Origin of the sequence: Natrinema sp. DC36 (assembly GCF_020405225.1) — an archaeon.
GTDB lineage: Archaea > Halobacteriota > Halobacteria > Halobacteriales > Natrialbaceae > Natrinema.
In genome coordinates, this window is the sequence record NZ_CP084472.1 from 3,678,030 (window position 1) to 3,695,490 (window position 17,461).

Annotated in this window: 18 protein-coding genes and 2 tRNA genes; 14 read left to right on the forward strand and 6 right to left on the reverse strand. The window is 57.8% G+C overall.

What is annotated here, in order from left to right:
- The first annotated feature begins 70 nt into the window (after nucleotides 1-70).
- Nucleotides 71-841, forward strand: a complete 771-nt coding sequence (locus LDH74_RS18700; protein WP_226040186.1) for a DNA-directed RNA polymerase subunit epsilon — start codon at nucleotides 71-73, stop codon at nucleotides 839-841.
- Nucleotides 842-1,018: 177 nt separating this feature from the next.
- Nucleotides 1,019-1,672, forward strand: a complete 654-nt coding sequence (locus LDH74_RS18705) for a DsbA family oxidoreductase (RefSeq protein ID WP_226040187.1) — start codon at nucleotides 1,019-1,021, stop codon at nucleotides 1,670-1,672.
- 2 nt (nucleotides 1,673-1,674) lie between these two features.
- Here the strand turns inward: LDH74_RS18705 and LDH74_RS18710 are convergent, their stop codons facing one another.
- The gene (locus LDH74_RS18710; RefSeq protein WP_226040188.1) at nucleotides 1,675-2,511 is read right to left on the reverse strand and encodes an NAD(+)/NADH kinase; all 837 of its coding nucleotides are present in this window, start codon (nucleotides 2,509-2,511) and stop codon (nucleotides 1,675-1,677) included.
- An 89-nt stretch (nucleotides 2,512-2,600) separates the two neighbouring features.
- Between LDH74_RS18710 and LDH74_RS18715 the strand changes: the two genes are divergently transcribed.
- From LDH74_RS18715 to LDH74_RS18745, 7 genes are all read left to right on the forward strand, one after another.
- Entirely contained in the window at nucleotides 2,601-2,762 is a 162-nt protein-coding gene (locus LDH74_RS18715) for a hypothetical protein (RefSeq protein WP_226042590.1), read from the forward strand.
- Nucleotides 2,755-3,936 (forward strand): KaiC domain-containing protein, encoded by a 1,182-nt coding sequence (locus LDH74_RS18720; RefSeq protein ID WP_345778535.1) that lies wholly within the window; start codon nucleotides 2,755-2,757, stop codon nucleotides 3,934-3,936. The genes LDH74_RS18715 and LDH74_RS18720 overlap by 8 nt, the downstream gene beginning before the upstream one ends.
- 128 nt (nucleotides 3,937-4,064) lie before the next feature.
- Nucleotides 4,065-4,304: an amphi-Trp domain-containing protein gene (locus LDH74_RS18725; RefSeq protein ID WP_226040189.1), complete on the forward strand. Its 240-nt coding sequence runs from the start codon at nucleotides 4,065-4,067 to the stop codon at nucleotides 4,302-4,304.
- A 1-nt stretch (nucleotide 4,305) separates the two neighbouring features.
- Nucleotides 4,306-4,668: a hypothetical protein gene (locus LDH74_RS18730; protein ID WP_226040190.1), complete on the forward strand. Its 363-nt coding sequence runs from the start codon at nucleotides 4,306-4,308 to the stop codon at nucleotides 4,666-4,668.
- A gap of 74 nt (nucleotides 4,669-4,742) precedes the next feature.
- Complete coding sequence (locus tag LDH74_RS18735; RefSeq protein WP_226040191.1) at nucleotides 4,743-5,177, forward strand: universal stress protein; 435 nt, start codon at nucleotides 4,743-4,745, stop codon at nucleotides 5,175-5,177.
- Nucleotides 5,178-5,335: 158 nt separating this feature from the next.
- Nucleotides 5,336-6,889, forward strand: a complete 1,554-nt coding sequence (locus LDH74_RS18740; RefSeq protein WP_226042563.1) for a hypothetical protein — start codon at nucleotides 5,336-5,338, stop codon at nucleotides 6,887-6,889.
- Nucleotides 6,890-7,050: 161 nt separating this feature from the next.
- Complete coding sequence (locus LDH74_RS18745) at nucleotides 7,051-8,016, forward strand: transcription initiation factor IIB (RefSeq protein WP_098724717.1); 966 nt, start codon at nucleotides 7,051-7,053, stop codon at nucleotides 8,014-8,016.
- 301 nt (nucleotides 8,017-8,317) lie between these two features.
- Here LDH74_RS18745 and LDH74_RS18750 read toward each other — a convergent pair.
- Nucleotides 8,318-8,388: transfer RNA gene (locus LDH74_RS18750), tRNA-Gly, on the reverse strand.
- Between the two features lie 551 nt (nucleotides 8,389-8,939).
- Between LDH74_RS18750 and LDH74_RS18755 the strand changes: the two genes are divergently transcribed.
- Nucleotides 8,940-9,734, forward strand: a complete 795-nt coding sequence (locus LDH74_RS18755) for an NAD+ synthase (protein ID WP_226040192.1) — start codon at nucleotides 8,940-8,942, stop codon at nucleotides 9,732-9,734.
- 13 nt (nucleotides 9,735-9,747) lie between these two features.
- Here the strand turns inward: LDH74_RS18755 and LDH74_RS18760 are convergent, their stop codons facing one another.
- Nucleotides 9,748-10,281, reverse strand: coding sequence for a GNAT family protein (locus LDH74_RS18760; RefSeq protein ID WP_226040193.1), 534 nt, complete (start codon nucleotides 10,279-10,281; stop codon nucleotides 9,748-9,750).
- A 75-nt stretch (nucleotides 10,282-10,356) separates the two neighbouring features.
- Nucleotides 10,357-11,061, reverse strand: coding sequence for an enoyl-CoA hydratase/isomerase family protein (locus tag LDH74_RS18765; RefSeq protein WP_226040194.1), 705 nt, complete (start codon nucleotides 11,059-11,061; stop codon nucleotides 10,357-10,359).
- A 60-nt stretch (nucleotides 11,062-11,121) separates the two neighbouring features.
- Here LDH74_RS18765 and LDH74_RS18770 point away from each other — a divergent pair, with 60 nt between their 5' ends.
- Complete coding sequence (locus LDH74_RS18770; RefSeq protein ID WP_226040195.1) at nucleotides 11,122-11,919, forward strand: hypothetical protein; 798 nt, start codon at nucleotides 11,122-11,124, stop codon at nucleotides 11,917-11,919.
- A 100-nt stretch (nucleotides 11,920-12,019) separates the two neighbouring features.
- Nucleotides 12,020-12,091, forward strand: a tRNA-Thr gene (locus LDH74_RS18775).
- A gap of 781 nt (nucleotides 12,092-12,872) precedes the next feature.
- Here LDH74_RS18775 and LDH74_RS18780 read toward each other — a convergent pair.
- Nucleotides 12,873-13,808, reverse strand: coding sequence for an MAE_28990/MAE_18760 family HEPN-like nuclease (locus LDH74_RS18780; protein WP_226040196.1), 936 nt, complete (start codon nucleotides 13,806-13,808; stop codon nucleotides 12,873-12,875).
- A 156-nt stretch (nucleotides 13,809-13,964) separates the two neighbouring features.
- Between LDH74_RS18780 and LDH74_RS18785 the strand changes: the two genes are divergently transcribed.
- Together LDH74_RS18785 and LDH74_RS18790 are read left to right on the forward strand one after the other, a co-directional pair.
- Nucleotides 13,965-14,639, forward strand: a complete 675-nt coding sequence (locus LDH74_RS18785; protein WP_226040197.1) for a hypothetical protein — start codon at nucleotides 13,965-13,967, stop codon at nucleotides 14,637-14,639.
- Nucleotides 14,640-15,499: 860 nt separating this feature from the next.
- Nucleotides 15,500-16,225 (forward strand): hypothetical protein, encoded by a 726-nt coding sequence (locus LDH74_RS18790; protein WP_226040198.1) that lies wholly within the window; start codon nucleotides 15,500-15,502, stop codon nucleotides 16,223-16,225.
- A gap of 518 nt (nucleotides 16,226-16,743) precedes the next feature.
- On the opposite strand, the gene LDH74_RS18795 is transcribed toward LDH74_RS18790, so the two are convergent.
- A complete protein-coding gene (locus tag LDH74_RS18795; protein ID WP_226040199.1) occupies nucleotides 16,744-17,289 on the reverse strand; it encodes a hypothetical protein in 546 nt (181 codons plus the stop codon).
- Nucleotides 17,290-17,461 lie beyond the last annotated feature (172 nt).

Genomic DNA, 17,461 nt, shown 5'->3' on the forward strand with positions numbered 1-17,461 from the left:
CTGTTAGTCCAGGTAATCGGCCACTAAATGGAGCGAGCCTTTTTCACTCTCCCTCTCCGACCGACAGACGATGCAAGACGACGGTGCCGACCCTGGTCCAGATTCCGAGCGAGCCGCGGCGGTCGCGGACGGCGTCGAGCCCGATCCCGACTCCGAGCGCCGCCTCGAGACCCGGCCCGGCTCCGGGTCGCTCTCCCGGGCGGATGTCCAGCGAGATTCGACGGTCCGCCAGTGGGGCGTCGTCACGCCGAGCGCGACGGTTATCGGCCGCGCCGACTCCCCCGACGCGGACCTCTCCGAGAGCGTTCGTCGCCTCCACGACGAACAGCACGCGGCGACGCCGGGCTACAGCGAACGCGCTCACCACCTCGATCGGCTGCGAACCACCCAGGCGCTGTGCAACGCCCTCGAGGTGACGCCGTGGCAGCGCGATCTGGCACTCGGCGTCATGGACGAGATCGATCTCACCGAGTTCGGCAGCCAGCGAGCGATCGAGAAGGTCGCGCTGGTGGCGATCCGCCACGTCGTCGACGTCGACCGCCAGCAGTACTTCGGGCTGGACGAGATCGACGCCCAGACGCTTTCCGCCGACCGAATGGAGGAGCTGTTCGCCCAGTACCGCGCCCACGATATCACCGATGAGGAATCGTTCAAGCGGCTCGCGGCCGACTACGGACTGGACACGACGAGTCTGAACCGGCTCCGCCGCGTGCTGAAATCCCAGCTCGAGGACGAGTTGCCGGCCTACGGCCGCAACCCGTACCGGGATCCGAACCTGCCGGACGTGAGGGACGCCGAGACGAACGCTGCCGACGCGGCCGCCTCCGGATCGGAGAGCTAACGGGCTGGGCTATCAACTCAGACCGGTGCTACGCCGCAGCCACCTCTCACTGGCCCGTCGTCACCCAACCTCGAGCTATCTCCACCCCTTCTCGAGCCACATGCACTTCGTCTCGAGCCGCCTCCAGCCGACTGCCGGTGACCCGCGACTTTTCCGTGGTGACTGCCTAGCATCGCTATGGCTGACGCTGACACCGAATCGACTTCGGAGACCGCGGATCGTATCACGATTTACGCCGACTACGTCTGCCCGTTCTGTTATCTGGGGACCCGATCGCTCGAGCAGTACCGCGAGGGCCGTGACGAGCCACTGGCCGTCGAGTGGCACCCCTTCGACCTGCGACGCGGGAAGCGGAACCCGGACGGTTCGATCGATCAGGACGTCGACGACGGCAAGGACGACGAGTACTTCGAACAGGCGAAACAGAACGTCCGCCGGCTGCAGGAGGAGTACGGCGTCGAAATGGCCCAAGAGCTGGCGATCGACGTCGACTCGTTCGATGCGCAGGTTGCCTCGTGGTACGTCAAGCAAGAGTACCCCGGGCAGTGGGCGGCGTTCGACGACTCGATCTACACGGCGCTGTGGCAGGACGGCCGCGACATCGGTGATGTCGACGTTCTGGTCGACCTCGCCGAGGCCATCGACCTGCCGGGCGACGAAATTCGCGATGCTGTCTCGGACGAGAGTCTCCGGGCGGAGCTCGAGGACCGGTTCACCGAGGCACAACAGCAGGGTATCACCGGCGTGCCGACGTTCGTTTCGGACGGCCGCGCCGCCCGCGGCTCGGTGCCGCCGGAACATCTCGAGCGGCTCGTCGAGGGCGAGCAGTAGGGCTACTCGAGTTTGTCGAGCCCGTCGAAGAAGTTCGCCTGCGGGCCGACGAGCGTCACGAACTCGTCGGCGATCGAGACCGATACCGTCGCGGGCGGCTCGAGCCGCCGTCGGTTGCGCCCGTCGCTGATCGCGTAGGCGGTGTCGGTCCCGGAGACGGTGAGCGTGAGTTCAGTGTCCGGTTCGACGACCAGCGGCGGCATCGACTCGGTCGCGGCCATCTGCGTGACGACGAGCGCGTCGGCCGACGGGTGAACCAGCGGGCCGCCCTCGCTGAGGTTGTAGGCGGTCGAGCCCGTCGGCGTGGCCACGAGGACGCCGTCCGCGTGGCTCTCGGTGTAGCGCTGGCCGTCGACGGTGATCTCGATGGTTGCCCCGCCGCCGTGGCCCCGCCGATGGCCGTGAACGACGACCTCGTTGAGCGCGGGTTCGAGCGTCCAGTCCTCGTCGACGCCGGTCGCCTGCAGCCGCGCCAGTTCGCGGCCCTCGACGGTGCCCGTCTCCGAGAGTTCGGTGACGAGCGCGGTGACGACCGCGAGCGCGTCGGCGGGGGCGACGGCGTTGAGAAAGCCGACTTCGCCGAGGTTGACCCCGATGATCGGCGCGGGACTGACTTCGCGCGCGACGAACAGCAACGTTCCGTCGCCGCCGATGCTCACGACGAGATCGCGACTCGCCATCCCGGCGACCGGGACGGCGGCCGCCGCGATCGCCCCGCCGGTCGCCTCGTCGACGACGGCGCTCGCGCCCGTCTCCTCGAGGGCGTCGACGAGGCTCGCGGCGAGTTCCTGTGCACGCTCGTTGTCGCGTTGGGCGACGATTCCGACGTCGACGTCCATCGTCCGCGGCTAGCCCCCCCGTCGTCAAAAAGCCACGCTTGTCCCGTCGACGGCAACAAGCTTAATCCGGGTGGAACGAATCCGGTCACGTGAACGCCCGCGACGACCACGTCGCAGTGTCCAGTATGGCAGCCGTCTACTCGAGTACTCCCGTCGCGTCGCCGTCGATCCCAGCGGTCGGCCAGTTTGCGGTCCCCGTCGGCCGCCCCTGCCCGTTCCGGCGACGGCCAGCAGGTGGTCCCCGTGAGTGACGACGTCACGGACTGGTTCGACCGAGCACTCGAGGGCGAGGACGACGGCGACGGATCCGAGTCGGAGCCGGACGCCGCCGATCTCGAGGACGACGACGCAAACGATCGTCTCGACGACACCGATAAGGCCGTCCGTGACGACCGTTCCGAGTCGCTCGCATCGGGCGACGGCGACCGGGCTCGGCCGGAAGACGACCAGCGTGACCCGCAGGGCGACGCATTCTCCGTCGCGGACGAGCCGCCGAGTCCCATCGACGACGATTCGGCCCGGAATCGAACGCCGGATGCGGATGACGCGGCGGACGGCGACTCCCTGTTCGAGGAGGACTTCGGCTCGGCGTTACAGGACATCGAGGCGTCGGAGCCGGCTGCCGTCGGTGACGACGGCGACGCGGCGGCCGATCTCGAGGGATTCGATGATCTCGACTTCGTCCTGGGAAGCGACGAACCGGACTTCGACGAGGAACTCGATTCGGAACTCCCCCGAATCGACCTCGGCATCGACGGGCTCGATCAGATGATTCAGGGCGGCGTTCCCGAGCGCTCGCTCCTCGTTGCGATGGGCGGTGCCGGGACCGGCAAGACGACCTTCGGGCTCCAGTTTATCACCCACGCCCTCGAGCGGGACGAACGGGCCGTGTTCATCACGTTAGAGGAGAGCCGTGACCGGGTCATCAATAGCGCGACCGAGAAGGGGTACGCCTTCGACGAGTACGTCGCCGACGGTCAGCTCGCCGTGGTCGACGTCGACCCCATCGAGATGGCCAACAGCCTGGCGTCGATCCGCAACGAACTCCCCGCGCTCGTCGAGGAGTTCGGCGCCTCGCGGCTCGTTCTGGATTCGGTCTCCTTACTCGAGATGATGTACGAAGACCGGGCGAAACGCCGAAACGAAATATACGATTTCGCCCGAAGCTTGAAGGGGGCGGGGGTCACCGCGTTGTTGACCAGCGAGGCGTCTTCGGAGACCGCCTACGCCTCGCGGTACGGGATCGTCGAGTATCTCACGGATGCCGTCTTCGTCCTGCAGTACATCCGACCGGATGACTTCCGCGAGACGCGAATGGCGATCGAGATTCAGAAGATCCGCGATGCGAATCACTCCCGTGAGAAGAAGCCGTACGAGATCACGAGCGAGGGGATATCGGTCTATCAGCAGGCGAATCTGTTTTAGCGGTCGATTCGGTGTCGGTTTCTCGCAGTGCTATAGTGACCTGTTACAGCGGCGGTCGAGCCGGTAACAGCGAATTAGGACGCCGTTCGATGCCCATACTTTTGCGGACACGACCGCCATATTGGCGCATGGCGCAACGGACGACCGCCGACGAAACACTGCCGCGAGAGGAACTCGCCGCGTACTTCACGGACCTCGCAGCGGAGTTCGAGCAGGGCGACGAGGAGATTACCGTCCCCGTCGGGAACAAGAACGTGTCGCTCGATCCACCACAGAACATCGACCTCTCAGTCGAAGTGGTCGAACGATCGTCGATGCTCCGCGGGAATCGTGAGACGGTCGAGATCGAACTCAGCTGGAAACCCTAATATGGCCGCCGCGGACTCAATCCTGATCTTCGTGCTGAGCTTGCTCGTGGGAACGATCGGTATCCTCGCGGGCGCACGGCTGGTGTTAGACCGAGAGGCGAGCTTCGTGAACGCGGCGGTGACGGCGCTGATCGGCGCGGTCGCGTGGGCCGTCACGAGCTTCTTCGTCGGCTGGGTTCCCCTGCTTGGTATCCTGTTGATGTTGATCGTCTGGGTCGCCGTCATCAACTGGCGCTACCCCGGCGGCTGGGGCTCCGCCGTCGCGATCGGCTTCGTCGCCTGGATCGTCGCGGTCGGAATCGTCTACCTGTTCGCGGTGGTCGGTTTCGTCACTCCCGACGTGCTCGGTATTCCCGGTATCTAGCCCGATCGTTCCCGCCATCGGGGAGGGAGGGAAACCCCTTTTTCCGTCCGCGCGAGAGGGTAGCGCAGAGATCGATGTACGAGACGATTCTGTTCCCCACCGACGGCAGCGACCACGCGGCGACCGTTGCGGCGCACGCGATCGACGTCGCGGCCACGAGAAACGCGACCCTACACGTCCTCTCGGTCGTCGACGACCGCGCCTTTCTCGTCCTCGATGACGAGCGCGTCGCGCACGTCCGCGACGACCTCGAGGCGACGGCCCGCGAGGCGATCGACGACGCCGTGACGCGGGCCACGGCGAGCGACGTCGAGACGGAGACGGCGGTCGATACGGGTAATCCGGCTGAGTGCATCGTCGACTACGCCGCGGCCACCGACGTCGATCTGATCGTGATGGGAACCAGCGGAGACGAGTACGAACAGAACGTCGTCGGGAGCGTCTCACAGCGCGTCGTCCGCGAGGCTCTCGTCCCCGTTACTACCGTCGGTCCCACCGTAGACACCTGATTTCGGCACGGAGACTCACAACAGAACCGGACGGCGGACCTGCGTCCCCTGACGTGGCTCTCGAGCACTGCTGATTCGACTGGAACGGTCGCTCCCCGACACCCCATCGGGTCGATTACATACGGTTTGATATGGGTCCCGTGGCTAGTACCGACGAAATGCGCCGATCGCTCGTGATCGCGGCCGTGTTACTCGCCCTTTCGTTCGTGCTCGTCGGCGGCCCCTCGATGTTGCTGTCGCTGTCGACCGGCCAGCTCACGGCCGAGGATCCGGCCCCGAAGAAGCCGACTCCCGAGGTCGTCTCGTTCGATGACTCCGAGAGCGGGTTCTGGGAGTATCTCAGTCCGCGGGAGGGGTTCCAGAAGCGCAGTCCGATCAACGTGATCGTCCGCGGTGACGTCGACGATATCGAACGAATACTGACCGAATCGGGCGGCGGCGACTGGTCGGAAATCAACGAATCGGAGGAAGAGGCGGTGCCGGATACGTACGCACTGACCGGTGGTGAAAACGTCTCTGAGAACGAGACCGATTCGGCCGCCGACGCGACGAACGATTCGGCCACCAATACGACCGCCGACGCGACGAACGATTCGGCCACCAATACGACCGCCAACGCGACGAACGATTCGGCCACCAATACGACCGCCAACGCGACGAACGATTCGGCCGACAATACGACCGCAGACGAACCGCCAGCGGACGAACGGCGTGGACGAATCCCCTCTCTCAACTGGGGTGAGGCCGACGGCGGCGTCCGCTACGCCTACATCGACCCCGGCCCGAACGAGAGCGGCTACTGGACGACCGAGACGCTCCAGCTCGAGGACGGCAATTACTACGGACAGCGATATCACATCCGGCTCTACGAGAGTCCCAACGAGGACGACGACTGGGTCGCCATGCAGACGCACTCCGAACACTTCGACTGGTTCACGTTGCAACACCGCGTTCACGGGTCCCAGTCCGCCCAGCGAAAAGTCGAGTCCAACTTCATGGCTCACCCGCAAGTAGACGTTCAGGACGACGTCAGCCGCATCTACCTCGATAACGGCAACTCCTCCGACGCAGACGGTTGGGCTACCCTCGTCGAACTCGCCGGATTCCTCGTCATCCCCACGCTGGTCGGCATACGGTCCGGTAGGCGCGCCGCCGACGCTGCGAGCGACGCCGGCCGGTCTGCCGAACAGGTCCGCCAGCGGACGCCCGACGCCATCGACGATCACCTGACCGACGTCGACCGCCGGCGGATCGCCGCCGCCTACGATCGCGTCGAGGTCGGCCATCTCCTCCTCGTCGTCGCCGTCGTCGCGCTGTACCTCGGCGTCCGGGCGGCCGGCATCTTCCTCGAGCACCGCGCCGAGTTCCTCACGCCCCACCAGATCGCCGCGCTGCTCTATCCGGTGATCGGCATTGGCATCCCGGTGGCCACCTACCTGATCGCACGCGGGCTCACGCGCCGACTCGACGCCGCCGTCGTCGCCGCGGGCTCGCTCGCGGTCGCGGTCTGGCTCGACTACGGCATGCTCGGCGTCGACGCGCTCCCCCTCGAGGTCGTCGTCCAGCGCATGCTCGTCGTCGTCGCGCTCGGCCTGATCGCCGGCGGCGCGGCCAAACGCGCGGCTCGCGACTCGAAGTTCAACGACATGCTGCTGGTCGGGACCGCGATGTGGCTGTTGGTACTGGTCGGAACGCTGTTCGGCTACCTCTGAAATCTTTCATCGTTCGGAAACGAGGTATTCGAACCCGAAAACGCGGCTGAAACGCTGCGTAATATCGATTTACCGTCGAAACAGGACCTGATCGACTGACTTCGAGGGTGACTCTATGGTGGCGAGTCCTTAAGTCGTTGCAACATCGTTATCTACACGAAATGGCTAGCCCACCCCGCCAACGCGAACGAGAACCTGAAACGACAGAAAAAGAACAGGAACCGGAGCGTGAGCGGGTGTGTGACGAGTGTAACGGAGGGACACTCGTCAAGAGCGAGGATCAGGGCGAACTCGTCTGCGATCAATGTGGCCTGATCGTCGAAGGAACGAATATCGATCATGGACCGGAGTGGCGCGCGTTCAATCACTCCGAACGGCAGAACAAGTCCCGCGTCGGCGCGCCGACGACCCAGACGATGCACGACAAGGGGCTGACGACCTCGATCGACTGGAAAAATCAGGACGCCTACGGCCGCTCTATTTCTTCGGACAAGCGCAACCAGATGCGCCGCCTGCGCAAGTGGCAGGAACGAATCCGCACCAAAGACGCCGGCGAGCGAAACCTGCAGTTCGCACTCTCCGAAACCGACCGGATGGCCTCCTCGCTGGGGATCCCCCGCTCGGTCCGCGAGGTCGCCTGCGTCATGTACCGGCGCGCGCTCGACGAAGACCTCATCCGCGGGCGCTCGATCGAGGGCGTCGCGACCAGCACGCTCTACGCCGCCTGCCGCATGGAGGGTATCCCACGCTCGCTCGAGGAGGTCGCCGCCGTCTCCCGCGTCGAGCGCAAGGAGATCGGCCGCACCTATCGGTACGTCGCCCAGGAACTCGGCCTCGAGATGGAGCCGGTCAACCCGAAGAAGTACGTGCCGCGCTTTTGCTCCGAACTCGAACTCTCCGAGGAGGTACAGGTGAAAGCCAACGAGATCATCGATACGACGACCGAGAAGGGGCTTCTCTCGGGCAAGTCGCCAACGGGCTACGCCGCCGCCGCGATCTACGCCGCGTCACTGCTCTGTAACGAGAAGAAGACCCAGCGCGAGGTGTCGGACGTCGCGCAGGTGACCGAAGTGACGATCCGAAATCGGTACCAGGAGCAGATCGAAGCGATGGGAATTCACGAGTAAGCCGGTTTCCGGACCCGTTTTAGCTGTCATTTCGGCTGTGAAGCTCGTATGAAGTCCGTATCCACGGAGCCACCGCAAACTGGCATGTAGACAGGGCTGTTCTCCAGTAGATGTGACTCTCCTCCTGATAGCGAGCAGCGGTAGAGGGCGCTCTCGGAGCTTCGGTCGCTCGAGAAATGCGCCGACCGGGAATTGAACCCGATGGCGAGACGTTCCTGCTCGCTCCGCTGTGCGGGCTACGTCTCGCGTGATTCGATTCCCTCGTGGCGCACCGGTCGCTCACAGTTTGCTCGCAACAGGATGCGCCGGCCGGGAATTGAACCCGGGCCGCGAGCTTGGGAAGCTCGAGTCCTACCACTGGACCACCGGCGCACTGCGCTCACTTCGTTCGCTTGTGCGCCGAGGATCGCAAATCCGCAGGATTTGCTCACCACCGGCGCACTTCGTCACTGCGCTCCTCGCGTACCGAGGCTCGGAGTTCCTATGGAACTGCTCATCATCGGCACACTTCATCCGCTTGCGCGCCGTAATTCGACGGACGAAGTCCGTCTCCACATCGGCGCACTACTCACTCAAGCATATCTTCCGGTCGCACTTGAACGTAGCGCTCTCGAACCGGCCCACGTGCCCGCGACGACAAAAACCCGTCCTCGAGTTGCAATCGCTGCGGACTATCAGCACGTATTACGTGTCCACCGTGGTAGCGAGTCGTGTCGAAAGACGCGATGTGTCCGGGTTGGGGTAGTGGCTATCCTTCAGCCCGTCCGGCTGAGACGCGCAGTTCAATTCTCGCACCCGGACCTTCCACTCGGCCGCGTTATTGACTCCGCCTCGAGTCGTGCCGTTCCGTCGAAATCGACTGTTCGGGCACTTTTTCCCCGGAGAGGGCAGCCTATTAGGTCACGCCCGGCATAGGATCCCGTATGATCGACCTTCGCTTTTCGGACAAGGAACTGGAACGGCAGCGCGACCACATCACGGCGTTCATTCGCGAGCGGGTCGACGCCGCGGGAGCCGACGGTGCCGTCCTCGGTCTCTCCGGGGGGATCGACAGCACGCTGACCGGCTATCTGGCCGTCGAAGCCCTCGGAGCCGAGAACGTCCACGGACTCGTCCTGCCGGCGACCGTCAGCAGCGAGGGGAACATGAGCGACGCCGAGCGGGTCGCACGGGACCTCGAGATCAGCTACGACGTGATCGAGATCGAACCGATCGTCGACTCGCTGCTGTCGGTCTACCCCGAAGCGGAAGGCGACCGCGAAGCCATCGGTAACGCCCGCGCTCGCGTTCGGGCAGTCCTGAACTATCTCGTCGCCAATCACGAGAGCCGGCTGGTCCTGGGAACCGGCAACCGCAGCGAGGCCGCCGTGGGCTACTTCACGAAGTACGGCGACGGGGCCGTCGACTGCCACCCGATCGGGACCCTCTACAAGGGGCAGGTCCGCCAGCTCGCGCGCCACGTCGGCGTCCCCGAGGAACTGGCGGCCAAAACCGCGACTGCCGAGCTGTGGGCCGATCAGACCGACGAGGACGAACTGGGGATCAGCTACGAGACGCTCGATGATATCCTCGCAGCCCACGTCGACGGCCCACTCTCCGTCGCCGCGACCGCTCGGTTGCTCGAGGTCGATAAGGAAACGGTCGAGCGGGTCCGCGGGATGTACGAGCGCAGCGAACACAAGCGCAACGCGCCGCCGGCTCCGGACCCGCTCGCGTAACGGCTCGCGGACATCAGGCGCTTCGCCACTCGTCCTCGAGGAGGCCGTACCAGTAGACGTCCTGGTGCTCGCCGTCGACGAACTCGGCGTCGCGATGGACGCCCTCTCGCGTGAATTCCAGCGACTCGAGGAGCCGCTGTGACGGCTCGTTGAACTCGAAGACGTGGGCGGTGATCCGGTGAAGCCCGAGTTGGTCGAAGGCGTACTGGACGATGCGCTCCGCCGCTTCGGTGCCGTACCCCCGTCCGTGGTGGTCGGGTCCGACCCAGTAGCCGATTTCCGCGCTGCGGGCCTCCCAGTCGAATTCGAAGAGGCCGATCGTCCCGACGGGTGTCGAGTCGGCGACGATCAGTAGATCTACGGTGTCGTCACTACAGACGACGTTCTCGAAGAAATCGCGCTCCTGCTCGCCGTTGATGGGTCTGGATCGCCCGATCGCGCGCCAGACCCGTGGATCGTTGACCTGCGCCCGCAGGAACTCGAGATCCGCCTCCTCGATCGGCCGCAGCGTCACGCGATCGGCCTCCAGAAACGCCGGTTCGGGCATATCTCGCTATTCGTGTTCGTGAACAAACTGCTTTCGGTCCAATAGTCGCCTGTAGCTTCCCTCGAGCGGCGACCGCTACTCGAGCAGCGCGTCGATATCGTCGGCGTGAGCGGCGACGAGGTCGGCGAAGGCGGTCGCCTCGCGTCGCTCTTGCGTCGCACGCTCGCCGTCGTCTCGGATCCGGCGCTTCAGGGCGACCAGCGCGTCGTCTGCGTTTTCCGCGATCTCCTCGGCGACCGATCGGGGATCGTCATCGATGCGGGAAATGAGTCCGATCCGCAGGGCTTCCTCGGCGTCGATCGATCGTCCGGAGAGGGCGAACTCGAGGGCGTCGCCCTCGCCCAGCACCCGGGGCAGCCGGACGGTTCCGCCCCAGGCACCGAACAGGCCGAAGCCGACTCCCGGTTCGCCGTAGGTGGAATCCGGAGTCCCCACCCGGACGTCGCAGGCGAGCGCGAGCTCGAGGCCGCCCCCGCGTGCGGGGCCGTCGATGCCCGCGACGACGATCGCAGGGGCGTCCTCGATCGTTCGGGCGACCCGCTGGCCCAGGCGCGCGAAGTCGGCCCCGCGGTCGTGATCCCCCTCGAGTGCCGCGACCTCGTTCAGATCGGCCCCCGCGGAGAAGGCCGGGCCGCGCCCGCGGATGTAGATCACCGGCGCGTCGGCGCCGTCGATCGCCGTCTCGAGGGCCTCGAGACCGTCGACGGTGAGGGCGTTGCGCGCCTCGGGGCGGTCGATCGTGACGGTGCGAACCGATCCGTTCGTGTCAACGTCGAGCATGGTAGCAGTCGACCGGGCGTTTCCAAAGGTCTTTGGCTCCGCCCTCGTAACCCCCCGCTAATGGAAAAGGCCGACAGCTGTCGGCGTGCCGCCGCCGAGGCCGTCGCGGACGTCGAACCACCACGGCTGCACGAGTATCTCGACTCTATCCTCGATCGAGCGTCGATGGTCCCCGCGGTCCTCACCCTCGAGAGCGCCGCGGCGATGCGCACTGAGGGTCGCGTCCTCGAGGACGCGGACGAGCCGTGCCGCGACGGCGAGTCCGAACCCGATCGGAACCGAACGCGAGCCGCCGGCCCCGATCGCGAGCCCGCTCGCATCACGACCCACGCGGCCGGCGTCCAACTCATCTACGAGGGACTGCGACTGACGCGTTCGCTCGCTCACGACGAACCCTGGACGGCGACCGACGCCGACGCCAGCGACGCCGACCTCGGGATCCTCGCCGCCGACATTCTCGTCGCCCGCGGCTTCTACCTGTTGGCGCGCACCGACGCCGCCGACAAAGCCGTCCGAACGGTGCAGTCGTTCGGTCGCGACCAGACCCGCCGCGACGATCTCGAGTCCGGAACTGAAACCAGCGCCGGCACCGCCGTCGGCACCGACGGCGGCGACCCCGCATCGATCGATGCGAACCTCGAGCGAGACGTGCTCGAACTGGCCGTCCGCACCGGCGCCGTCGCCGTCGGCGAAACACCCTCACCCCGACTGCACGCCGTCGTCGCGGAGTTCGCCGCCGACGTTGGCACCTCGTTTCCCCCGGTCGAGGACTGTCTCACCGACCTCCACGCGCGGGCTCGAGAGCTGTCGCTCGAGGATTCCACGACCGATCGAGCGACGTCCGCGACGGATCCCTGATCGACGAACGCAATTCGCGGGATGGGGCTGCGACAACCCGGCGCACGGCCCGTTCGAATCGAAACCCATAAAGACGACTCCGGTCAACGAACAGATGCGTGCCTGGGTAGCTTAGCGGTAAAGCGCGTCCTTGGTAAGGACGAGAGCCCGGGTTCAAATCCCGGCCTAGGCTTGCGCCTGCGGCGCAGACTGTAATTCCTGTAGGGAACCGCTCTAGTATAGTTTTTACGCCGATTATCAGAGGGGATTTCCACCCGTCTTCAGGAGACTTTTGCTGGGATTGAGAAAGAACAAAGGACACCCGCGCGCGCAGTCCCCCCGCTATGTACGGCATTTTTCGAAAAGGCAGGACAGTTAACCAGAATAGGCACTATCTCATTCACAAATTCTCTCCTACAGACCTATTAAATGTATATGTTTAATAGGTATAGATTAGTAAATATGTATATATATAATAAATATTAGTAGAATCTCACAATAGGCAGTCGAGAAGCGGCACTCGAATACGGTTCTATTCCTGCTTACGACAATCTTTCACCAAATGAGCGTGATCACTGGAAAGGGCATTTAGCTCAGCGATTTGGGGAGTTGAAAGCCAAAGTAACAGCGCTGATTGGGACCGGGCCAATGGCTGGAAGTATACTTCGCTTATTTGGACCAGTCTGAATGCTGGATTACACCCTGTGGAAGTCAAGCGAGCAAAGAGAACGTAGGTTGATTTGGAGAAGCAGGTTCTTCGTATCCGAAAAGAGGACGTGAGAAGAGTATCAATAATTAAATAGTTGGTATCACTGATGAACAGCAGAATCCTTAGTTGCTCTATTATATTCCTCTACTCAATTCACTCTGTAATCACCCAAGACACCTCGTTCTATCCTTCTAAATCACCTCGTATAGAAAATATACATTATTATATTCCCATATTGTAGCATATATTTGTTAGGAATTTATATTTAATTCACCTTCTGTCCCCGAACGGTATCTATATCGTCAATTTCCTTCATCTCCTCAATCAATCCGCAAATATCTTTTAGCAAGCTCAATGCATTATTCACCTGACGAATAGCCTCTTCTAAAGTCAAATTCTCATATTCAGTATGAGCCACGTTATTCCGGTAGTCAACTAATATTGAAATCTCATGGTATTGACGTTTGCTTATCATCTTCTTCCCACTATTCGGTTTTTGAATCTTTTTCAGTGCTTCTTTTCTACTGTAGAACTTCGCCTCATCCCAGTCTTTTTCTCTACCAAATGGCTCAATTGTCTCAATTTTCCGTTCTTGGCCTAATTCAAGCAAGGCCTTTTCTACTGCTCTTCCTAATACAAACAAGCCAGTTGAATAGTATCCGATACAAAACATATCTCGTGCCTCATAAACATCATTACGATATTTTTCAGGCACTTCATTCGGATTGATATTTGAACCCATAAATTCGATATAATTGGAGAGTTTTTGAAAAACACCAGCATAAAGAGAGTTAGGCTCATAGTCTAAAATATCCTCCAATCTACTAATTAGTCGGTCTGGTTCCCCCTTAAACCACCCTTCCTCAGCACGCCAGGTTGCAGCTGCAACTGTTTGCCAAAAGTCACCAAACCACTCGTTATGAATTATGTCTGGGAAATTATATATAAACACCTCTAATCCTCTAATGAGTTTAAAAATAAGGGTTTTACCATCCATAACCACAGAACCGCTTGAAATGTCTTCCCGTCGGTATTTTTTCACAATCTCATCTATGCCATTCATGGATTCAAATATATTCTTAAACTCACTATGCAATTGGAAAATCCGCTGAACAATATTCGAATTTTCATAAGGGATCCACGGTGGTTGAAAATAATAATAGAAATCATCATCAGCATCATGGAAAGTTCTGGGGTTCATATACTAAAGTGAACACTCAAAAGTCAAAAACATGTTCATTCCGTCAACAAGAGTTGAGCCAGTATATTCCAACTTTAAGTGGATGAGTAAAATACCATAGAATCACACGAGGGACAGGCTTAACACCTTTCTCTAAAAATTCTAATTTGCTCTTAAATGACCTCAAAACTCGAAATCTGGGATCAATGGGTAGACGAACATATAAACTACAGAGAACCAATATCACTTTTCGATACTAATAGTCAAAAAAAGGTGACGACAAAACAGCATGGGCGAGATAATCGTCCTATTCTTCATCGTAGCCGTCAGATGGAAGAACTACTGCGAATGGAAGGGTGGAAGGTTGTGGAGGATTGGAAAGACACTGATGATACATATGATGGCATTATTTACATTATGTATATTCTTGACGAAGATATGTTTGTACCAATGTATATTGGAAAAGCGGGAAAATATGGTCGGGATGGAAAGCGTCTAAGCGCTAATTTCAAAAATATCCGTACAAATAATACGAAACTTGCTCGATGGGGTGATGGGTATGCTTACCACATTGGTGAACTTAGTGCAGTAGTTTTGGACCATTACGACGATACTAGTGTTAACCGAGATAGACCACCAAAAGGGAAATATCAGAGATGGGCTGATGCACTCTTTGTTTCCGATACAAGGCAACTTAGTGAACCCGTTTATTTCTGGGCAAAGGCTTGGAAGAAGACAGATACAGGTCCATTTTACGACTTTGAGACGAGTCTCGAACCGCTGGAATACAATCTTATTAACTTGGCTTCGGACCTCTACCCAAACCGGTTGTTAAACTCTGAAGGCGCTTAGTCGGAGTGCTATACTTTACAGGCAGGAAGGAGAGTCTGACGTCTGCCCCTATTATAACCAAATTATAGGATCTTCTCGAGCCGGGTTACGTTATCTGCCTTTTTCTCTCGAGCGTTCATGTTCTAACCTCCAAGAATTTCCAACTGCATCTATGTACCAGTCGAACACTCATACCAGAATACTTAGTATGATGTCTAATAGATCAATGGGATGGTATATTCACAAATAATTTTTTAAACGTTTAAATCACATCAGTTGCTAATTTAGAAAACAGACCAGATCTATTTGTGGGGGTTCTGAGGGAGTTTTCTACTCGAGGCGATGGAACCCATTCACAACTTTCTAACGTTGCATAGACGGCGACTCAGATGTCTTAGAATTGATTTCAGCGAGTGAGGTCTGCTTCCATAGTAGAGATGGACTGGTAGTCAAAATCACGCCTCTGCTGTAGTCCCCAACAGTATGCTTTGCTGTAGTACTGTAACAGTAGTACTATAGAAAAGTCGGGAAGCAGAGTACAGCAACTGCACAGCATACAGCACAGCAATACATAATAAGGTAACTTACTTTGTTATTTTATCATTTCTCTATACGAAGACAGTGAGATATTTAGAAGGTTGCTCTCTTCTGAAGAGTACTCATTGGAGTAGTCACAGCTCACTGACCATTAATATAATATTTTATACCATTAATGAAAAGTATAATAAATATTATATATTTGATAGGGCACCTTCCAGACTTTATTTAGTTAGGCCAACTACACAAGTGGCAGTTGTCCGCTCTCGGCTCTTTTTATACCGATAGTGGGCCTATAAGAAATCAGCACTTTCATATTATCTTCCATTTTGGTATAGCTAAATATGGGAGAGGAAAGTAAGTCCCCAACACAGGCAGATTCTCAGACAGAGCTTCTAAGTGTTGATGAGTTTTTATCTGAGAACTACTCTCTATTTGCCGTTGTTGGCGTACTTGCCGCTCTTGCGGTCTATATGCAGAATTTCCAAGAATCTGCTTCACGGGAATTAGTCAATCTTGGCTTAGTTTCTGCTCTGCTTATGTTCCTTGTTACAGCATTGATTCTTCTGTTCAAACTTTTTCAGCAGGCAACCTACGCTGACAAAGTCGATATAGAGAGAGTTGTACCATTTTCAGCCTTAATAATTGGTTTGGGAGGGCTAATTGTTTCTATTTCTGGCGTAGCATTTGAATTTTACACTCAATTCGTACAAGTGATTGATTGGACTATTGGTGTTGTTATCTTTACGTCATATTTAATCTGGTTCCCTTGGGACAAATTCAGTAATGCAGATAATGTTTCAAAATCTACGCAAAAGCGGTTGAAAAAGACACCTGCTGTTGCCATCAACTTCACTGTGTGCGCCATTATAATCTATGCAGATAATTCATACGCGATTCTTCAAGGGTTAGTAAAGGTAGATGGTTATAATAAGATGATTATTTTTCCCGGCTTTATCGGGGCAGTAGTTCTACATCTTATAATTAGTAATCTTATCAAAGAGTATTGTCTGTGGAGAGACGATAATATGGAAGACAAGAACGAAGAAGAGGTAATTCTTTACGAATAGAGCATATGATCAAAATAATGACACTGGGCGTCCCCTCTATACCAAAATAATAGAATTTTTTCGAGCCAGGTTACGTTATTAGCTACTCACCTCTCCTCGTTTATGTTCTAACTCCCTCATGGGGTTCTGGTTTTGATATACTATTACTAACAATAATCAGATTAACTGTTACATCGGAACACGCGAGAAGGGATATATTATGAGACAGTCTCTAATAAGATTGTTCTTAACAGTAAAAGGGGGAACCACGTGGTAGGCACCTTCTTGCCTTCTAAAAAGGGCATCACTGAAAAGTCGGGAAGGCGCATAACACAGGTCATCCCATTAGAGAAGTCACTGTCCCGTTGGGACCAAGAAATCATATTGCGGGCGACTTCCCGACTTAATTCGGGTATCTCGAGACAGTGGCTCTTTCACAGACTTTCTAAACCACTTTTGGTGTCCCTGTAGACGGGATTCTCTTTCGTCAGGAAACAGTTCTTGGGTTCGTTACCTCAACCAAGATAATACACAGGGGTTTAAGTACCCCTCTCCCTCTGACGGAACTTGTGCTCAACTTTTCCGTATAAGCTTGTACACTCTCGTTGAGTCATTCCGAGGCTTATTGCAGCCTCGAGAACCTGTTCATCATAGTTATCATCGGAAGTCTGGGGATGACACTTTCGGCCATTCATCTCACTGCTATGGAGAAGATACGCACAAATCGCCCATGCTACGTATTCTTTCTGAACTCCCCATTTGCTTAGATTCTGAGAGAGAAAGAAACTCTCTGCTTTATCGCACTGCTCATTCGTGAGCCCAAGATTTGAGCCTAAGTTATTGATTATGTCTCTACTAGTTATGTGTCTCAGGTACTTTTCGTTATACCAGAACCCATTCTTCTTGCCAGCATCAATTTCGTCAAGATGTTCATAGTATCTCCCTTTTCTCTCATAGACATAATCAGCAGGCCAATATTGGTTGGCTTCTCGCCTGTTCCAGTTTGCCCATCCGATGTATGTTTCCCTGCTGGTGTCTGATTGAACGATACCTGTCGCTGTAGAACTCTCTGTTTCTGTGCTCATTGGAAATCTGGAATGACGATGACACCGAATGCCGTAGCTCAAAAGTCGGTGTTCAAGAGTATCCCACTATACTAATGATAGCCAGCTACTTATATATTTTGGATAATGTTGCATATCAAGTAAAACTACGATGCTCTGCCTTCCAGCCTGCAGAAAATGACCAGAGGAGAGA